The organism is Treponema medium, from assembly GCF_017161265.1.
GTDB lineage: Bacteria > Spirochaetota > Spirochaetia > Treponematales > Treponemataceae > Treponema > Treponema medium.
The window spans coordinates 1,251,692-1,268,586 of the sequence record NZ_CP031393.1; the positions used below are offsets into that span (position 1 = coordinate 1,251,692).

Sequence of the window (16,895 nt, forward strand, 5' to 3'; positions counted from 1 at the left end):
AAGGCTGAATGATATGGATCCTACGATACGATTGCTTCCCGCCGATGCAGTGTACACGGTGTATGAACGGCTGCGGCAGGAAAATCCCAACCCGCGGAGCGAGCTGCATTGGAAAAATGTCTATACATTGCTGGTTGCCGTGGTGCTTTCGGCGCAGGCAACCGATGTCGGGGTAAACAAGGCAACCGCACCTCTTTTTGAAAAGGTTGAAACACCGGCGCAAATGCTTGACCTCGGCGAAGAGGGACTGAAAAGCTATATCAATTCCATCAATTTATACCCGACAAAGGCAAAGCGGATTATCGCGCTCAGTAAGATTCTGATAGACCAATATCATTCGGAGGTGCCGCATGACCGTACTGCATTGGAAAGCCTTCCGGGGGTCGGGCGGAAAACAGCCAATGTTGTGCTGAATGTAGGATTCGGAGAACCTGCAATAGCGGTTGATACACATATTCTGCGTACTGCCCCTCGTATCGGACTGTCGCAGGGGACAACCCCGCTTGAGGTTGAGCAGGATTTACTGCGCATAACACCCGAAGAATTTTTGCTGGACGCTCATCATTGGATTTTGTTGCACGGTAGATATGTCTGTAAAGCTCGAAATCCTGATTGTGCCGGATGTAATCTTAATGATATATGCTTAAAAAACGGGGTAGGGGACTAGAACCATAAAAAAGGGGAAAGTTGGGTAGGCTGATTGGTTTTACGATCTCGTTTATAATAGAGCCGTTCCCAGCCGTTGGCTTATTTTTTCATTGGTAGGGCGGACATCGTAATACGCTGCTTTGAAGGTAACCGTGCGGGCGGTGGTATCCCATAGCGCAAAATATGCAGGGAAATGCGTTTTATCGGCAAGCGATTTCGCCCTGTCCTCAGCTGCGCCTAATACGCGCGGAAAGCCTACGCTGCCCGGATTGACGATACAGCAATCTTTATCGAGTGTTACCGTTTGCTCCGGTTCGGGGTATAATGCATTGTAGTATCCCCGATCGATGTAGAAAACGGCAGCTTGGTGCGTGTGTCCGCAAAAGCAGAGTTTAAAGCCTTCTGCACACAGGTACCGGAGCGATACCGCTGTTTCTTGTCCGCCGTGCAGATATTCGGTGACGGGTTCCAACGGCGACCCATGCACAAGCAGTGTCTTTTCGGATAAAAAATAGAGAGGACGTAATCGTGCTAAAAAGAATCGGCTTTTCCACGAGATAAGCGATGCAGTCTTTTTGAGCGAACGGCGGGCATTCTCGCTGAACCAGTCGGACGGAAGCCTTTTAAGCAATCCTTCTTCGTGATTACCTGTCAGAAGAATGCACGGACGGATATGTTTTTTTAATCCTTTTACTTGCTGAATGCATCCCTCGGGATCGGGACCGTAGCCGACCATATCGCCAAGCGAGATAAAGCCGTCGTACTGTCCCTTGACGGAATCCAGTACAGCGTTGAGTGCTTCCATGTTTGCATGGATATCTGCCGTTACCACTATTTTCATATTGAGAGGAATATATCATACCGTATGCCGGAAAAACTTACAACAAGACTTTTGAATAACCTTCGGGATAGCTTTCAATCCGATTGGAAATTGCTTTCCGAAACGGAGCATTTTCTTGCGTCTACCCCTTTGCAACAGAACTATGAACAGCAATTTGCCGTATGGCGTAAACGGCTGCAAACAGGGAAAAATGATGCGGTACGCGCATCGGTACGGGAAGACCTTATCGCATTGAGGAAAGCGCTGCGTTTGGAAGGGTATGATTTATCTCTCGGAGCAATTCAGCTTATTGTAAAAGACTTTGTCAACGATGATGCGGCGGCTCGCGGTTTCCGGCGGGTTGTGATCTGCTTTTGTGATGCGGGGCTGTTTTGGCTGTCGGGGGAAGCTAATCACCTTGAACTTGGCAGTGATCTACAGGTCGAGTTGGAACGTAAGCGGCTGTATGTTCATCCTGAAATGCATTATCTTTGGTTCCTGTGGAAGCGGGATGCCTTGCTGTTAAGCGGTTCCGCAACCGAAACAAAAGAAGCTTTTGAGCGTCTGCAAACACGCGCTCAAGCAAACCCGCAAAAAGTATTGCGCTATCTTAAAGCGTTGTAGGATCAGTTTTACTTGTCTTTTTGCTGTTATTTTAGTACCTTCATCCGTAATTAACATGCTTTGATAAGGAGTACAGGGGAATTGAGTTTTCTGTACAGATAGATACTTCGTTTATAAACCGTTAGGAGATATGATATGGACATGGATTTATACATAACAAAGCATCGGGTCATGCAAGATTACCTTCGCCAGCTAACCAACCTTGTAAACGGTACTATAGACAAGGCAAATGCTCCATTAATTGCAGAGCTTATTAATAAAACAACGGGTGTATTGAATATGCACCTTGCCTCCGAGGATCATTTTGTTTACCCGAAGTTATTGGAGAGCAGCGATGAGAAAATTCGATCGATTACCCGATCATATATGAATGAAATGACGAAAATAGCGGATTCGTATCTCGCCTTTCATAAAAATTTTAATACGCCGTCAAAAATACTTGCAGATACCGACGAATTTAAAAAAACTTTTAAACAGGTACGGGATGCGCTTTTACTGCGCATAGATCGCGAAGAAAAAGAACTGTATACATTTACTGGGCACCTCTAAAAACTCGGTTAGATTTGCTTCGCATCCTTCGGAATAGAGGTGCCCTACTGTTTAAAAGTTTCCTGAAAAGGCAATGCGCGGACTTGCAATTCCCTCTTTTTGCTCCTATAATTACGAGTATGCTGAGTCAACGTAACGGATTCTTGCAGCACCAACCGCCTCTTTCCAAAGTGCAGTTGCTATTTTCAGTAGCGGCATATTTTCAAAAGGTAGTTGACATCCCTGAAAAACGGGCAGCCTTTTCAGTCAGACAACGTCATTATTTTTTCTCATCAATTTTTGCAGACGGCAAACGTGCTGTTAGTGTTTTTAATTTTGCACAAAAACGGTACTTTGCTGCCTTGGGCATATTGTGTGCGTTAGGTATGCAAAAACGTCTTCATAATAAACACATCATCAACATAGCATTTTATCGTCGAAGCCGTCCGGCAGTATGGTTTGATAGCGGGTAGCTTGTAAAAACAGTATGCTCTACGGTTTATTGCAAGAGTAGGGAAAATAAATAGAGAGGAAATATATCGTATAAACTTACCGTCGAAGAATAGCTGTAAGAATGTGCGTTCTTAGGCGTGGATAAGGATATACGGCTTTTAGGTGGGGTTCTTAGGGGTAAAACCCCTAAGCGGATATTTTGAAGAAAGGAGAGGTTGTAGGGGAGGAATTCGTATGAAAATAAATGTAAATAAAAAGAGCGGTGTGCTCTTAGGTTTAGCAGCGGTGCTGATGCTTGGCGCGTTGGTAATTGGCTGTAAGACAAATGTAAGTAGTGAAACATCAACGGTAGCGGTAACGGGGGTAACGCTGAATAAAAGCGAACTAACGCTTGAGGCAGGCAAGAGTGAACAGCTTACCGCAACGGTTGCTCCTACAAATGCTACGAACAAAAAAGTCAGCTGGAGTTCGGACAAGCAGGATATTGCAAGCGTTGATGCGACCGGAAAGGTAACGGCCAACAAAGCCGGTGAAGCAGTTATTATGGTAACGAGCGAAGACGGCGGTAAAACGGCGAGCTGTACGGTAAAGGTAACAGCCAAGCCTCCGACGACATATAAGGTAACCTTTAGTGTAGACGGCATAGGCGGCACGCTCAAAGCAAAGTCGGACGGCATAGCGGAAACGGATAAAAGCCCCATAAGCGTCGAAAAGGACAAAACCGTAACCTTTACCGCAATACCCGCAGAAAACTTTGTTGTAGACAAGTGGACAATTCAAGGCGGCAGCTTTGAAAGCAGTACCGGAACAGACGGCAACAGCGCCGCAAAGGTAAAAGTAACGGCAAAAACGGACGTAAAGGTACTATTCAAGGCTTCCGCTGTAGCGGTAATAGACGTAATGCTTGATAAAACTGAGCTGACGCTTGAGGAAGAAAAGACCGAACAACTGACTGCAACGATTGCACCAGCAAATGCGACAAACAAAAACATAACGTGGAGTTCTGATAAGCCGGATATTGCAAGCGTTGATGCGACCGGAAAGGTAACGGCACACAAAGCCGGTGAAGCAGTTATTATGGTAACGAGCGAAGACGGCGGTAAAACGGCGAGCTGTAAGGTAAGGGTAACAGCCAAGCCTCCGACAACATACAAGATAACCTTCAGCGTAGAAGGTGGGAACGGCACGCTCAAAGCAATGGTCGACGGCAGCGAAATCCATACGGGCGACAAGGTTGAACAGGATAAAATCATAACCTTTACTGCAACGCCTAATTCGGGCTACAGGGTAAAGGGCTGGAAGGTAGATGACGCAGTTGTTACCGGCAACGCATCAACCACTTATACCCACACCGTTACAAAAGGCGTCGAGGTTAAGGTGAGCTTTGAAAGCAACAGCGTCCCGCCGACACCGCCTGCATCTGGTCCTTACGATTTTGTAGAGATAACCCCGCTTGCAGCGGGGATTACCGGTAAAGATCCGACATATTCTTTGCCGGGAACAGATAATTATTGGAAAGGGGTATTCCGCGAAGGGCGGAAGGTGAAATTGAGCTCTTATAAGCTTGGCAAAACGGAAGTGCCGTATGAAGTATGGTATGAGGTGAGGACATGGGCAGAAAGCAATGGATATGCGTTTGCAAACAAAGGCCGTGAAGGTAGGTATGGGAGTGCAGGAGCTGCTCCTACCGAATTAAACAAGAAACATCCGGTAACGGAGGTAAGCTGGCGAGACTGTATTGTATGGTGCAATGCGTATACCCAGAAAATCAAAGGGGAGGCGGAATGCGTATACCGCAAAAGTAAAACCGATACTACGGTATTAAAAGACGCGACTGATACAGCTGCTTGCGATTTCGCGTATGCCGATATGAGTAAGAAAGGGTATCGCCTTCCGACGGAAGCGGAATGGGAATATGCAGCTCGGTGGCAGGGAAGCGACAACACCAATGCTGAACAATACGGGGATGTATGGCTTACCAAACTGAACAGCGCGAGCGGAGCGAAAGGCAACTGGGAAGATGCGGAGAAAACGGGAGAAGTTGCATGGTATAGCGGTAATGCAGATAGTAAAACGCATCCAGTTGGAACAAAGAAAGCGAATGCACTAGGCTTACACGATATGAGCGGGAACGTATGGGAATGGTGTTTTGATTGGTATGATATTGATCCTACAGTAAATGATGCTGCTTATACATCCGGCGGATTTGTAGTTGACCCGCAGGGTGGCGCGTTTGGCGGTCACCGCGTCCGGCGCGGAGGCGGTTGGATCTTTGGCGCGGGGCGCTGCGTCGTCGGTAGGCGGGGCTACGCCAACCCCGTCATCAGCAGCGTCGATCTTGGTTTTCGTGTGGCTATGTCCAAGAATTGACGTCCTTGTCCTGCCCAACAAAATACATCCGTGTATTTTGTTGGGCGTCGAGTTTTTTGCTCAAGCAAAAAACATCGCTTTTGTGCGGAACCACGGACATCCGTGTCCGTATTGACGGCGAGTTTTGGTAGGCTCCGCCTGTCAAAACGTCGCTATTGCGTGGAACCACCACCCTTCGTGGCGGTACTGAAACGAGTTAGTGTGAAAGTCATCACTTCTTAGCTTTTATTTTCAGAACTATGCTTTGGAATCAATGCGGGTTCTTAGGGCAGAGCCCCGCCCAAGAATGTGCGTCCTTGCACATTCTTGGGCTACGAGTTCGCAATACGAACTCGTTTCTGCATAAAACTACCGCCATCCGTGGCGGTACTGCGGTATGTTGATTTGGCAGGAGTGCAAACGCACCATGTAGAGTAGATAAAAACGCAGAATAATTGAGGCCGTGAGACCATTTGAACCGCGAAGAGGTTCAACTCTGGTTGAACGACCTCAATTATTCTGCGGGGATGCTAAGAAATAGCCTGATGCGTTTGCACGGGGCTTGACTTTCTTTTGAAATTATGGAATACTCGTTCAGTCTTGCTAAGACATTTAAGCAACGGGCCATTAGCTCAGCTGGTAGAGCAACAGACTCTTAATCTGTGGGTCGCAGGTTCGAAGCCTGCATGGCTCAGATGAATAGGGTGTTAAGTAGCCTAAAGGCTAGGACTTGACATTCCTAAAAATCATCGGTATATTGTTTCGACTCACTTTGTGAGCGAGAGTGGTGGAATTGGCAGACACGCCAGACTTAGGATCTGGTGCCTCGGCGTGAGGGTTCAAGTCCCTCCTCTCGCAGGATTCCACACAGTACATACCGAGCGATATATTTTGCGGGAATAGCTCAGTGGTAGAGCGCCACCTTGCCAAGGTGGATGTCGCGGGTTCAATCCCCGTTTCCCGCTCTTACAGAAGCGATTCGGTACACCCGAATCGCTTTTTTTTTAACCGGATGTTACCGGTGAAGAATCAATAACCCCGATGCGAGCGTCGGGGTATGTTGTTCTCATAAGGTGGTTGCAGTCGGCTTTAATACCCTTTGTTACGACGCTGAGCGTTCGTCAAAACTATACATCCGTGTATAGTTTTGACTGCAATGGTGTGACAGAGTTTACACCATTGCTACTGCGTGGAACTACTGCCATCCGTGGCGGTAGAGAAACGGTAGGTATTAAACCCTCTGCACGAATAAAGTTCTCTTGCGAGAAACCCTTTTAGTACCATAAGGATATGCCAATGAATTTTACGAAAGAATTTACCCCTATCGAAAAGTCTCGGATGAAACTTTCGATTACCGTTAAACAGGATGAGGTGCAAAACCGATATGCACTTTTAACGAAAAAATATGCGAAACAGCTCCAGATACCGGGTTTTCGTAAAGGCAAAGTACCGGTAAAAGTCCTTGAACAGAAATTCGGTGATACGTTGCGCGCTGAAACCTATGATGAAGTAATACAGAACGTATTGGAAGAAGTATTTGAATCTGCTGATAAATACTCGCGACCATTGCCGTATTCGCAGCCTGAACTTGATGGTACACCCGATTTCAAGCTTGACTCCGACTTGGTGTTTACCGTTCTCTATGATGTGCTTCCCAAAGTGGAAATAGCAAAGACGGAAGGCTTTACCGTATCCGTACCTGAGGTATCCGTTACCGACGCCGATATCGAAAAAGAATTAGTGTTGATACAGGAACGCAACGCGCTTGTCATCGATTGCGGCGAGGGCGATACCGTAAAAAATGATAATATCGTAACCATTAACTATGTACAGCTTGATGATGCCGATGCGGAAATCGAAAGTTCAAAACGGGATGATTTTGTATTTACCATCGGTAAAGGGCAATTCCATTACGGCGTAGATGATGAGCTTATCGGTATGAAGAAGGGCGAGGAAAAGGTTATCGTCAAAACATATCCTGCCGAACATATCGACAAACAGCTCGCCGGAAAGACAATCAAGTTAAAGGTTGTCGTAACTGCACTAAAGCGTAAAGATTTGCCTGCTATCGATGATGAGCTCGCGCAGGACGTAAGCGAAAAATACAAGACACTTGCTGACTTAAAAGCTGACATCTCAAAAAATCTTACACGTCAGGTAGAAGATGTCCTGGAGCGGAAAAAGACTGACAATCTGCTTAAACAGATGGCGGAAGCCAATCCTATCGAACTGCCTGAGTCCATGATTAAGGCGGAACTCGAAGGTCGGTGGGCTATGTTGGCACAGCGGTTGGGTATGTCGTCCGAAGCTTTGGAAAAACTGACAATCGATATCAACGGTAAATTATCCAAAGCGTCCGCGATGACTGAATGGCGGGCAGAGGCAGAGTTGCGGCTTAAGACCCGTATCATTGTCGAAAAACTGCTGGAAGAACGGGGGATTACCGCTTCGCCGGAAGATGTTGAAGCGGAATATGTAGCAATAGCCGAGCGTACGGGAGCATCTGCGGAAGATGTTAAAAAGCATTATGACGGAAAGCCCCGCGAAAAAGAATATTTACTCGATGATATAAAAGAAAAGAAGCTTTATGCCCAGCTTTTTGAAAAATCGACGGTAAAACCGGGCGAGAAGCTGACAGTAGAACAATTACTTGGAGAGGGAGCTGCTGATGTCGGAACAGATGCATAGCCTTGTTCCTTATGTTATTGAACAGACGGGAAACGGCGAACGCAGCTACGATATTTTTTCGCGCCTGTTAAAAGACCGTATTATCTTTGTTGATGGTGAAATAACCGATGCAACCGCCGATTTGGTGGTTGCGCAGCTGCTTTTTCTGGAGTCGCAGAACCCCGACAAAGACATCAGTCTTTATATTAATAGCCCCGGCGGCTCGGTAACGGCTGGACTTGCCGTTTACGATACGATGCAGCATATTCATCCTCATGTGCAGACTATCTGTCTGGGGCAGGCTGCAAGTATGGCTGCCGTGCTTTTGGCAGGGGGAAGCAAAGGAAAACGCTTTGCGTTGCCTTCTTCCCGCGTGATGATACATCAGCCATGGGGCGGTGCACAGGGACAAGCTAGCGATATTACTATACAGGCACGGGAAATACTCCGCTTAAAAAAGCTGATTATACAATACTGCGCTCATCACACTGGAAAAACGGAAAAGACGGTTGCCGAGGATATGGAGCGGGATTTTTTTATGTCTGCGCAGGAGGCCTGCGAATACGGCATCGTTGATATGGTCATGGATAGGAGAAAAAATGCCTAAATTAAGAAGTGATTCTTCTTTAATCTGCTCTTTTTGCGGTAAGCGTGAAGATGCAAATCGTAAAATCGTACCCGGGCCGGGGGTCGCCATCTGCGATCATTGTATCCAGCTTTGTAAAGAATACTTGACCGCTTACAAGATGGTTACGCCTTTGCAGCTTTCAGGAGATATTCCGACGCCGATGGAGCTAAAAACCTACCTTGATGAATATGTTATCGGGCAAGAGAAAGCGAAACGAGTTTTATCGGTTGCCGTCTATAATCATTACAAGCGGATTATGCATCCACCGACAGACCGGAATGCTGTTATTATTGAAAAATCGAATGTCTTACTGATAGGTCCGACCGGTTCGGGAAAAACGCTGTTAGCACGGACGCTTGCACAAAAGATGAAGGTTCCTTTCGCCATTGCCGATGCAACTACTTTAACCGAAGCGGGATATGTCGGAGAGGACGTTGAAAATATCCTTTTAAAACTTATCCAGAATGCCGATGGCGATATTGCCCGTGCGGAACGCGGTATCATTTTTATTGACGAAATTGATAAAATTGCGCGGAAAAGCGAAAACGTTTCGATTACCCGTGATGTTTCGGGCGAAGGCGTTCAGCAGGCTCTGTTAAAAATTGTTGAAGGAACGGTCGCTTCGGTGCCTCCGCAGGGAGGGCGTAAACATCCGAATCAAGATATGCTGAAGATCGATACGTCTAATATCCTGTTTATCTGCGGTGGCGCTTTTGTCGGACTTGATACGATTATTCAGACACGGGTTGCGGAAAATCCGATGGGATTCGGGGCAGATGTACGGTCTGCAAAAGAAAAAGATTTGCAAGAGTTGTACGACAAACTGATCCCTGATGATTTGGTAAAATTCGGTATTATCCCCGAATTGATCGGGCGCCTTCCCATCAGTGTTTCGCTCAGCGATTTAAAGCTCGAAGACTTGCGCCGTATACTTGTTGAACCGAAAAATGCCATTATCAAACAGTTCCAAGAATCGTTTAAGCTCGACAATGTTAAATTGACATTTGATGATGCCGCCCTTGACGCTATTTCTCAGCAAGCACTGGATCAAAATACCGGTGCACGAGGGCTTCGCTCTATCGTAGAAAAACTGATGCTAGATGCGATGTTCGAGGCTCCGTCAATGAAAGGTCAAAAGGCCTTGCATATCACAAAGAAGGTTATTGAAGAAACGGAGAAGCCTGAGTTAAAGCTGATTTCGGAAAAAACAGCATAGGTTGTCGAATTGTATTTTAGTTAGTTGATTTTTTAGATAACATCAAATGCCATAAAAAAGAGCCGGTGCATTAAACGGGTTGAAGATTAACCGTTAATCCCGGCTCTTTTCGTATCCGTACTGTTTTAGTTTAAAAAATTAGTTACGATATTGTACGCAGATAAGAGCGCCCAGTACCATCAGGTGAGCTGACAGCTGCTGCAGGTAGGTTAGTAAACCGTGCACACCATGTATGCCGCTGTTAAATGTTCCGATAAAATCAATCAAAATAATATTGATGATCCATAAAACGATAAAAATAATTAAGATTACATTTAAAATTTGAGGGGAGAGCGTAAATAGCCCCATCAGCAGGAAAAAACCGGCGATAAGTTCACATACGGCAATCGCGATGATGATGATTGTGCTTATTGTTGAGCTTTTTACCAACTGCGTAAGAAAGGTAACTACTGGGTTTAGATTACCGGCGCTGGATTGCATAAGCCCCGTTACTCCGCTGACCAGTAAGAAAAAAACAAGTGCAATTTGTAAGATGGTGATACCCATACTTCGTCTCATAAGAACCTCCAAGTATCTTCTGTAAGAGACATCCTAAAACTTCTATTTTTAAAGATGTCCTGTATAATATCGGCGGATAGCGTCAGATTTTTACGGTATTCGTAATTGAAAATTGTGGAAATTGTTTACTCAATTCGGATTTCAAATGATTTATGAATTACTTCTCCCTCTTGTCGGATTATGTCCTACCGTTTATACTTCCCGCAATAAAATCTAAGGAAAACCTCTAAAGACTGAGGTTTTTAGAGGATCCTATGTGTAATAACCACTATGCAAAGTCAATTCTTCAATGTCTTTTTTCTATAGAGCCGATAGCAGTACACGGGGCTGATGTTACGGTGTATTCGCTTTCGTATGATTCGCGTGAGGTACGGATAGGCGCCGCTTTTTTTGCCTTGCCCGGCGTGCATACTGACGGTTCAAAGTTTATCGATGCGGCTATTGCGAAGGGCGCCGTTGCGGTTATTCATGAAAAAACACTTCCATTATATCAAGAGCATATTTGTTATGTTCAAGTGCCGGACGTCCGTGCCGCAATGGCTGCTGCTGCAGCCGTTTTCTTTGACGAACCTTCCAAAGACTTGGTAACAATCGGAGTAACCGGTACGGAAGGAAAAACCAGCACCGTCAATTTTATCTGGCAGCTGCTGCGACTTGCCGGAAAAAAGGCAGGGTTTTCTTCGACCGTATCTTTTTCCTTTGGAGATGAACCTGTTGCCAATCCGGCGCATCAGACTACACCTGAATCGGTTACAGTACAGGAACGGCTTGCCCGTATGCGGGATAACGGCTGCGAATATGCAGTCGTGGAAGCATCTTCTCACGGGCTTTCTCCCCGAACGGCACGGCTATTGCATGTGCATTTTGATGCAGGCGTATTTATGAATGTTACGCAGGAACATTTGGAATTTCACGGCACCTTTGAACAATACCGCTATGATAAAGCGAATTTATTTCGGTCATTAGATACCCATGATCATAAGAAAAAAAACGGAACGGTTGCGGCCTTCGGCATTGTCAATCTTGAAGACCCGTCTGCCGCTTATTTTGCACAGGCGACAAAGTACCCCGTATTCGGATTTTCCGTGCAGAAACATATCGGCGCTGCTGCGGCTGTTTCGTTCTCAAACTTTGCAGGCGGCTTATCGGCTGATAACATTCATGAAGGGGAGAACGGTTTAACCTTTACAATTCACGCATCGTTGGACGGTGTGCAGAAAACGTATGAGGCCGCTGCTCCGGTAACCGGCTTTTTTAATGTGTACAATATCCTTGCCACGCTTATTGCCGTTCATAACTTAACAGGACTGTCGTTTGATATGCTCGTGCCGTTGCTCAATCGACTTATGCCGGTAAGGGGGAGGATGTGCCGTGTTGAAGCGGGGCAGGGCTTTGAGGTGCTTATCGACTATGCGCATACGCCCTCATCATTCCAAGCGATTATGCCGTCTGTCCGTGATCGTGTTAAAGCGAAAGGCGGTCGCATCATTGCCGTATTCGGTTCGGGCGGAGAGCGCGATACCGTTAAGAGGCCGGAACAGGGAAGAATTGCCGGAGAATACTGCGATACGATCATCCTCACCGATGAAGACCCCCGCGGCGAAGACCCTGTCGAGCTTTTGGAGATGATTGCCGCCGGCTGTCCTAACAAGAAGCGCGGCGAAGAGCTGTTTATTATTCCCGACCGGCCGACTGCCGTCCGTAAAGCATTTTCTCTTGCGCAACCGAATGATGCGGTATTGTTGCTTGGAAAGGGACACGAAAATTCGATTATCGGGAAAAACGGCGCCGTACCATATAATGAGTACACCGAAGCGCACAATGCCCTGCGGGAGTTGCGGAGTTTTTAATAAGTCATTATTTTGCTGCGTGATAGTATTCACTTCTTGTACAGAATAATTTTTCTGTTGACTGGAGCTTTTACAGAAGCCCTATAATCACTGTGTCGGTTTTTTTGCAAATACTTGGCGTTTAAATTCCGAAGGCGTAAGTCCGTATCGCTTTTTAAAAGCACGGCGGAACGTTTGTATATTTGCATAACCGCAGCGTTCCGCCAAAACGGTAAGCGATTCCTTCGTGTTCTCCTCAATCAGCGCTTGAGCTTTTTCGAGCCGTTTATCTTCCAAATATTGAGCAAAACTTTTTTGCATTCTGGTACGAAAGAAATAGTATAGAAAATTCTCCGTCATACCGAAATCCTGTGCCATTTGAGAAAGATTTAAAAGCGGATTTGCATAAGATTGTTCTATATATTCGGCAATATGATTTATAAGGGTTATATCTTTTTCTTGACATATATCTGCCGGTACCGTATGTTTGTTGTCGTTGATTGCTTCGGGTTGAGATTCCTGAAATGAGCAAAGAGGAGGCTGCGAAGAACTTTTTCGCGGTAAGCGGAGCAATAATACAGCTGTATATCCGATATAAGATAAGAGACAAATTATAAACATGGCGGATACGGCAAAACGTCCGGTTAATATGTGCTGAACAAATGTAAATCGCGGAATGCTTACAAGGAGGATAGTATCGGTACCTCGTATCGGTTGAGCAAAGAGAAAATAAGATTTGCCGTGTATACGCTGTTGCGTGATGATTATCGGCTCGTTTCTTTCGTTTGCGTTTTGTATCGATTTTGGCAAGGCCGATAGTATTGTTTGTATTTCAGATTGTACAGGTTCAGTTTCTTTTACTGCCCCTTCCGGACGGATAAGCAGCGGCTTACCTTTGCTGTCGATAAGCCAAAAGACGGCTTTGGTAAAAGCCGGAAGAGTGGAAAAAAGCCCTTCAAAATAGCTTGTTTTTAAAAGTATTATGAGCTTTCCCGCATTTGCCGCAGTATTTTGCAAAGGAAAGGTTTGTTCAAATACAAGAACCTTTCTCCGTATTCCTTTAGAAACTACCGAAGATTCGGGCATCCATGCATTGACATACACAGGCCGTAGATAGTATTCCCGCCATTGCCTGCTGTTTAAATCTTGGAATGTAAAAAGAGCTGCATACATGGCATCTATATCGAAAAAAGCATTGTCCGCTTCTAGTAAATAGTCGCTTTTTTTAGAATAAAGATACAGCGAATCGATTGCCGGATGTACTGATTTGACATAGGATAGCTGACGTTGTGCATTGATAAGTATTTGTATATCGGCGGAACCTTGTGCAATCGTATTCTGCATTACAAAGGCTTGTACATCGGTATTGATCATCAGCATATAAGAGAACCGCTGTATTTCACTCATTGTTAAATGCAGGGTGTCGGCCGTTTTAATCAAAGTGTTTTTACAAGTATCCATTTGTTTTTTTATTGCACGGCGGAAAAATCTGCATTCAGTAACAGCTATTACGACACAGGCAACACAGCATAGTGCAAATAAAGAACGGGAAGCGGAAATTTTCTGTATGTTTCGGCGTAGCGATCGAATCGGCACAATAAAAAAAGTATACCATGTTTAGAGTAAAAATGCAAAAATTTAGATTAGTTTAGGCAAGGTAAACGCATCAGACCGTTTTTTTAACAACCCCGCGGAAAAGTTGAGACTATTCGACCAGAGTTGAACCTCTTCGCGGTTCAAATGGTCTCACAGTCTCAACTTTTCCGCGATTTTTATCTACTCTGCCTGATGCATTTACCTGTCTGTTGGAAAAATGTACGAAATTTTAAGTAAAATTTCGTACAGAAGGAGGACAACCTCTGAAAATATTTTATAATGCGGTTGCCCTGTTAGGTTAGGATGCTCCTAAAAAACTGAAGCTATAGGGCATCGCTAAAAACGAGGTTTCCGGTTTTTCCCCAATATAAAGAAATGCCAAGAACCGTAGGGCTTCCCATTAATGATAACATCTTGCGTGTGCTGCATACTGATAATATGTATGTCCTGCAAAAGCGCCGGAATGGTTTCCGCATCGGTAAAAAAGTGAGGAATACCGTTTTCCGGCCCGTCTTCAACTTTAATGACGGTATTTTCATCAACAACGGGAAATCCTGCCTCCTTATAGCTCCACGCATTTTTTGAGCACAGCGTAAGATACACTTCGCCGCCGTTTTTTACGACCCGCCTTATCTCGGAAAGTATTTTTTTAATACCGGCAGTATCCGTATGAGAAATCACATGGTATGCAAGAAGGCAATCGAATGCATCATCCTGATACGGCAAAGCGCTCATATCGCCGCATTGAGCGGTAATCGGTAAATTTTGTTCCGCAGCGGTTGCACGCAGCCCCTCAACAGCACTCTCCGATAAATCGATTGACTGAACGGTAAAACCTTTCCTTGCAAAAAACAGCGAATGCCGCCCCAATCCGCAACCCAGATCAAGAAAATGCGAATACCCCTTTTGCTTCCATCGCTCCGACAAATAATACGCAATTTCTGCCGGCCGGCACCATATATCCGTTTCTATTTTCTCCCAATCCCATGCTTTATGTTCTACCATATATATACCACCTTGCAGCTGCATAGAACCACGCCCGTCCTCGCTCAAGAATGTGCGTCCTTGCACATTCTTGGGCTACAAGTTTGCAGGAGCAAACTTGCTTCTGCTTGGAACCAGCGGCATCCGTGCCGCTTCTGCCTTTCCAGCGCTTTTGAAAATAGACATCGCAGATGCTAGGAGCCTAGCCGAAATAAAGCGGAGGCGTACTTGTTGTACGTCGAGCATTTATTTCGGCGTAGCGACAACGCAGATGCGTTGTATATTTTCAAAAGTTTACTTGTATTGTCGATTATACGCCCCCTGCATATTCGCCAAAACGGCGGGGAGCTGGAGCTTATCCAAATTCTTTAGATAGTTGTTCCATTCCGTATCGCTGTTGATATCCATAGTGCCGACCATAAATTTAACGGCGCTCTGGCGGATATAGTTGGCAAGTTCCTGCTTAATCGTGGAGAATTTTTCAATTTCTTCGGATGTGTACTTTAGCGGTGGAACTTCTTTTTTAACATCCGCATACGGCTTGTACAGGTTATGGGTTTCGTCGTAAAGGACTTTTTCAAGGTTTTTCGGTGCGTAGTAGTCGCCGCTGACGTCAACAGCCTGTCCGAGCCGGAACGCCGAAGTTTCCGCGATCGTCTGTCCTTGAATGAAGGTTACATTCTGCGGGTCTTTATCGTTCCACGCTTTCAGCTGCTTCCAAATTGCCTTTTTACCGTCTAAGCCGACGTCAGAGGCGGAAGCCCATGCCCATGCGTCTCCTTCATTACCGTATTTCTGCTTGAGCGTACCTTCGGTGCTGTACATATAGTCAAAGTAGCGGAGAATTGCCTCGGCATACGGCGTTTTTGATGAAAGTACAAGCGCGCCGGTTCCCGGTACGGATAAAAAGTTTACCGCTTCGCGTACGCCCTTCGGCCCCTTTAACGGCGCAATAGCTTGGAAGTGCAGGAAACGTTCGCCGCTTAATGATGAGAATTGACCTCTCCAGCCGCCGGCGACAAAACCGACTACCGGTTGTGCGGAACTTTCTACCAGCTGTGTCAGCTGACTTGAATCTTGCGTAAAGGAACCGTTATAAATAAGCCCTTCTTTATAGAGCTTATTGATAAATTTCAATGCTTCGCGGTAGGCGGGCTTATTCACTGCAGTATCGATTTTTTTGCCATTCATCAAATAACCGGTATTCCCTTCCGCTCCCGCAGAGATATTGGTATCAAGATCGCAGTAGATAAACGAGTTGATGATAAAGCGTTCAACCTGATCATTCCAGCCGATAATGGAACCGGCAAGCGGGATTTCATCTTTTTTACCGTTACCGTTGGGATCGTTATCGCGGATGGCAACGAGCGTTTTATAGAATTCGTCGATGGTTTCCGGCACTTTAAGACCGAGCTTATCGAGGAAGGGTTTGTACACAAACATCTTCGCGGCATTCGTACAATGATAGCATACTTCCAGACGAGGCAGCGAGTAGATGTTGCCGTCGGTCATAGTCATAAAGCCCATTGCTCCCGGAAAATCTTCTAAAGCCTTGGTTAAATTAGGCAAGGTACCGTCAGAGTAGAATTTATTGAGCGGCATAAACAATTTTTCTTCGGCACCGTAGGTAGTTTCTTCTTTAAAACCGATCCCCATACCGAGAAAAGCGTCAGGCAAATCGCCGCCTGCAAGCGTAAGCGGTAATTTTTCCGATGCCGCTTGCTCCGGCACCATAATCCAGTTTACTTTAACGCCGGTCTTTTTTTCCATAAATTTGGAAAATTCGTTTGTGTTAAAGTCCTCAACGCAAGGCGGCTGAGCTACCATGATATTCACGGTAATAGGCTCGGTAACGATGGGGTACGTTCCCTTAGGGGTGTACTTTACCTTTGCCGCCGCCGCAGATTGCTCTTCTCCGCCCATCGCAAACAGACAGGCAGCGAGCGCTGCAACACACACAACACTGATAATCTTTTTCATATTCCCTCCTATCTA

At 45.7% G+C, this 16,895-nt stretch carries 14 protein-coding genes, 3 tRNA genes and 1 pseudogene; 13 read left to right on the top strand and 5 right to left on the bottom strand.

All coding sequences use genetic code 11. From position 1 onward, the window contains the following. Positions 1-25: 25 nt before the first annotated feature. Positions 26-667, top strand: a complete 642-nt coding sequence (gene nth / locus DWB79_RS05610; RefSeq protein WP_040859471.1) for an endonuclease III — start codon at positions 26-28, stop codon at positions 665-667. Between the two features lie 51 nt (positions 668-718). On the opposite strand, the gene DWB79_RS05615 is transcribed toward nth, so the two are convergent. Then, positions 719-1,489, bottom strand: coding sequence for a metallophosphoesterase family protein (locus DWB79_RS05615; protein WP_016523072.1), 771 nt, complete (start codon positions 1,487-1,489; stop codon positions 719-721). 24 nt (positions 1,490-1,513) lie between these two features. Between DWB79_RS05615 and DWB79_RS05620 the strand changes: the two genes are divergently transcribed. The 11 genes and pseudogenes from DWB79_RS05620 (at position 1,514) to clpX (ending at position 9,933) form a co-directional block, all read left to right on the top strand. After that, positions 1,514-2,092, top strand: a complete 579-nt coding sequence (locus DWB79_RS05620; protein WP_016523073.1) for a hypothetical protein — start codon at positions 1,514-1,516, stop codon at positions 2,090-2,092. A gap of 135 nt (positions 2,093-2,227) precedes the next feature. Next, complete coding sequence (locus tag DWB79_RS05625) at positions 2,228-2,641, top strand: hemerythrin domain-containing protein (RefSeq protein WP_016523074.1); 414 nt, start codon at positions 2,228-2,230, stop codon at positions 2,639-2,641. 119 nt (positions 2,642-2,760) lie between these two features. Continuing rightward, positions 2,761-3,093 carry a hypothetical protein gene (locus DWB79_RS05630; protein ID WP_206181061.1) on the top strand — a complete coding sequence of 111 codons (333 nt, stop codon included), beginning with the start codon at positions 2,761-2,763 and terminating at the stop codon, positions 3,091-3,093. Positions 3,094-3,364: 271 nt separating this feature from the next. Further along, positions 3,365-4,135 (top strand): annotated as a pseudogene (locus DWB79_RS12045) (Ig-like domain-containing protein); the annotation flags it as partial. Between the two features lie 93 nt (positions 4,136-4,228). Beyond that, positions 4,229-5,443 (top strand): SUMF1/EgtB/PvdO family nonheme iron enzyme, encoded by a 1,215-nt coding sequence (locus DWB79_RS05635; RefSeq protein WP_051125842.1) that lies wholly within the window; start codon positions 4,229-4,231, stop codon positions 5,441-5,443. Between the two features lie 600 nt (positions 5,444-6,043). After that, a tRNA-Lys gene (locus tag DWB79_RS05640) sits at positions 6,044-6,116 on the top strand. A gap of 84 nt (positions 6,117-6,200) precedes the next feature. Continuing rightward, a tRNA-Leu gene (locus DWB79_RS05645) sits at positions 6,201-6,280 on the top strand. Positions 6,281-6,315: 35 nt separating this feature from the next. Beyond that, positions 6,316-6,387 (top strand) — tRNA-Gly (locus DWB79_RS05650). 331 nt (positions 6,388-6,718) lie between these two features. Continuing rightward, complete coding sequence (gene tig, locus DWB79_RS05655; RefSeq protein ID WP_016523076.1) at positions 6,719-8,110, top strand: trigger factor; 1,392 nt, start codon at positions 6,719-6,721, stop codon at positions 8,108-8,110. Next, positions 8,091-8,696, top strand: coding sequence for an ATP-dependent Clp endopeptidase proteolytic subunit ClpP (clpP, locus tag DWB79_RS05660; RefSeq protein ID WP_016523077.1), 606 nt, complete (start codon positions 8,091-8,093; stop codon positions 8,694-8,696). The genes tig and clpP overlap by 20 nt, the downstream gene beginning before the upstream one ends. Beyond that, on the top strand, positions 8,689-9,933 hold the full coding sequence (gene clpX, locus DWB79_RS05665) for an ATP-dependent Clp protease ATP-binding subunit ClpX (RefSeq protein WP_016523078.1): 1,245 nt from the start codon (positions 8,689-8,691) through the stop codon (positions 9,931-9,933). Before clpP ends, clpX begins: the two co-directional genes overlap by 8 nt. Positions 9,934-10,071: 138 nt before the next feature. On the opposite strand, the gene DWB79_RS05670 is transcribed toward clpX, so the two are convergent. Further along, entirely contained in the window at positions 10,072-10,491 is a 420-nt protein-coding gene (locus tag DWB79_RS05670; RefSeq protein ID WP_016523079.1) for a hypothetical protein, read from the bottom strand. 254 nt (positions 10,492-10,745) lie between these two features. Between DWB79_RS05670 and DWB79_RS05675 the strand changes: the two genes are divergently transcribed. Continuing rightward, positions 10,746-12,341, top strand: coding sequence for a UDP-N-acetylmuramoyl-L-alanyl-D-glutamate--2,6-diaminopimelate ligase (locus tag DWB79_RS05675; RefSeq protein ID WP_016523080.1), 1,596 nt, complete (start codon positions 10,746-10,748; stop codon positions 12,339-12,341). 87 nt (positions 12,342-12,428) lie between these two features. Here the strand turns inward: DWB79_RS05675 and DWB79_RS05680 are convergent, their stop codons facing one another. From DWB79_RS05680 to DWB79_RS05690, 3 genes are all read right to left on the bottom strand, one after another. Beyond that, complete coding sequence (locus tag DWB79_RS05680; RefSeq protein ID WP_016523081.1) at positions 12,429-13,781, bottom strand: helix-turn-helix domain-containing protein; 1,353 nt, start codon at positions 13,779-13,781, stop codon at positions 12,429-12,431. Positions 13,782-14,252: 471 nt separating this feature from the next. After that, positions 14,253-14,921 (bottom strand): class I SAM-dependent methyltransferase, encoded by a 669-nt coding sequence (locus DWB79_RS05685; RefSeq protein ID WP_016523082.1) that lies wholly within the window; start codon positions 14,919-14,921, stop codon positions 14,253-14,255. Between the two features lie 273 nt (positions 14,922-15,194). Further along, positions 15,195-16,880 (bottom strand): ABC transporter substrate-binding protein, encoded by a 1,686-nt coding sequence (locus tag DWB79_RS05690; RefSeq protein ID WP_016523083.1) that lies wholly within the window; start codon positions 16,878-16,880, stop codon positions 15,195-15,197. Positions 16,881-16,895 lie beyond the last annotated feature (15 nt).

What these genes read in the sequence shown, in the direction of transcription:
- tig (WP_016523076.1), top strand. Translation starts at nt 6,719, where the DNA reads ATGAATTTTACGAAAGAATTTACCCCTATCGAAAAGTCTCGGATGAAA.
- DWB79_RS05620 (WP_016523073.1), top strand. Translation starts at nt 1,514, where the DNA reads ATGCCGGAAAAACTTACAACAAGACTTTTGAATAACCTTCGGGATAGC.
- clpX (WP_016523078.1), top strand. Translation starts at nt 8,689, where the DNA reads ATGCCTAAATTAAGAAGTGATTCTTCTTTAATCTGCTCTTTTTGCGGT.
- DWB79_RS05615 (WP_016523072.1), bottom strand. Translation starts at nt 1,489, where the DNA reads ATGAAAATAGTGGTAACGGCAGATATCCATGCAAACATGGAAGCACTC.
- DWB79_RS05670 (WP_016523079.1), bottom strand. Translation starts at nt 10,491, where the DNA reads ATGAGACGAAGTATGGGTATCACCATCTTACAAATTGCACTTGTTTTT.
- DWB79_RS05625 (WP_016523074.1), top strand. Translation starts at nt 2,228, where the DNA reads ATGGACATGGATTTATACATAACAAAGCATCGGGTCATGCAAGATTAC.
- DWB79_RS05675 (WP_016523080.1), top strand. Translation starts at nt 10,746, where the DNA reads ATGTGTAATAACCACTATGCAAAGTCAATTCTTCAATGTCTTTTTTCT.
- clpP (WP_016523077.1), top strand. Translation starts at nt 8,091, where the DNA reads ATGTCGGAACAGATGCATAGCCTTGTTCCTTATGTTATTGAACAGACG.
- DWB79_RS05680 (WP_016523081.1), bottom strand. Translation starts at nt 13,781, where the DNA reads ATGGATACTTGTAAAAACACTTTGATTAAAACGGCCGACACCCTGCAT.
- DWB79_RS05630 (WP_206181061.1), top strand. Translation starts at nt 2,761, where the DNA reads ATGCTGAGTCAACGTAACGGATTCTTGCAGCACCAACCGCCTCTTTCC.
- DWB79_RS05685 (WP_016523082.1), bottom strand. Translation starts at nt 14,921, where the DNA reads ATGGTAGAACATAAAGCATGGGATTGGGAGAAAATAGAAACGGATATA.
- DWB79_RS05690 (WP_016523083.1), bottom strand. Translation starts at nt 16,880, where the DNA reads ATGAAAAAGATTATCAGTGTTGTGTGTGTTGCAGCGCTCGCTGCCTGT.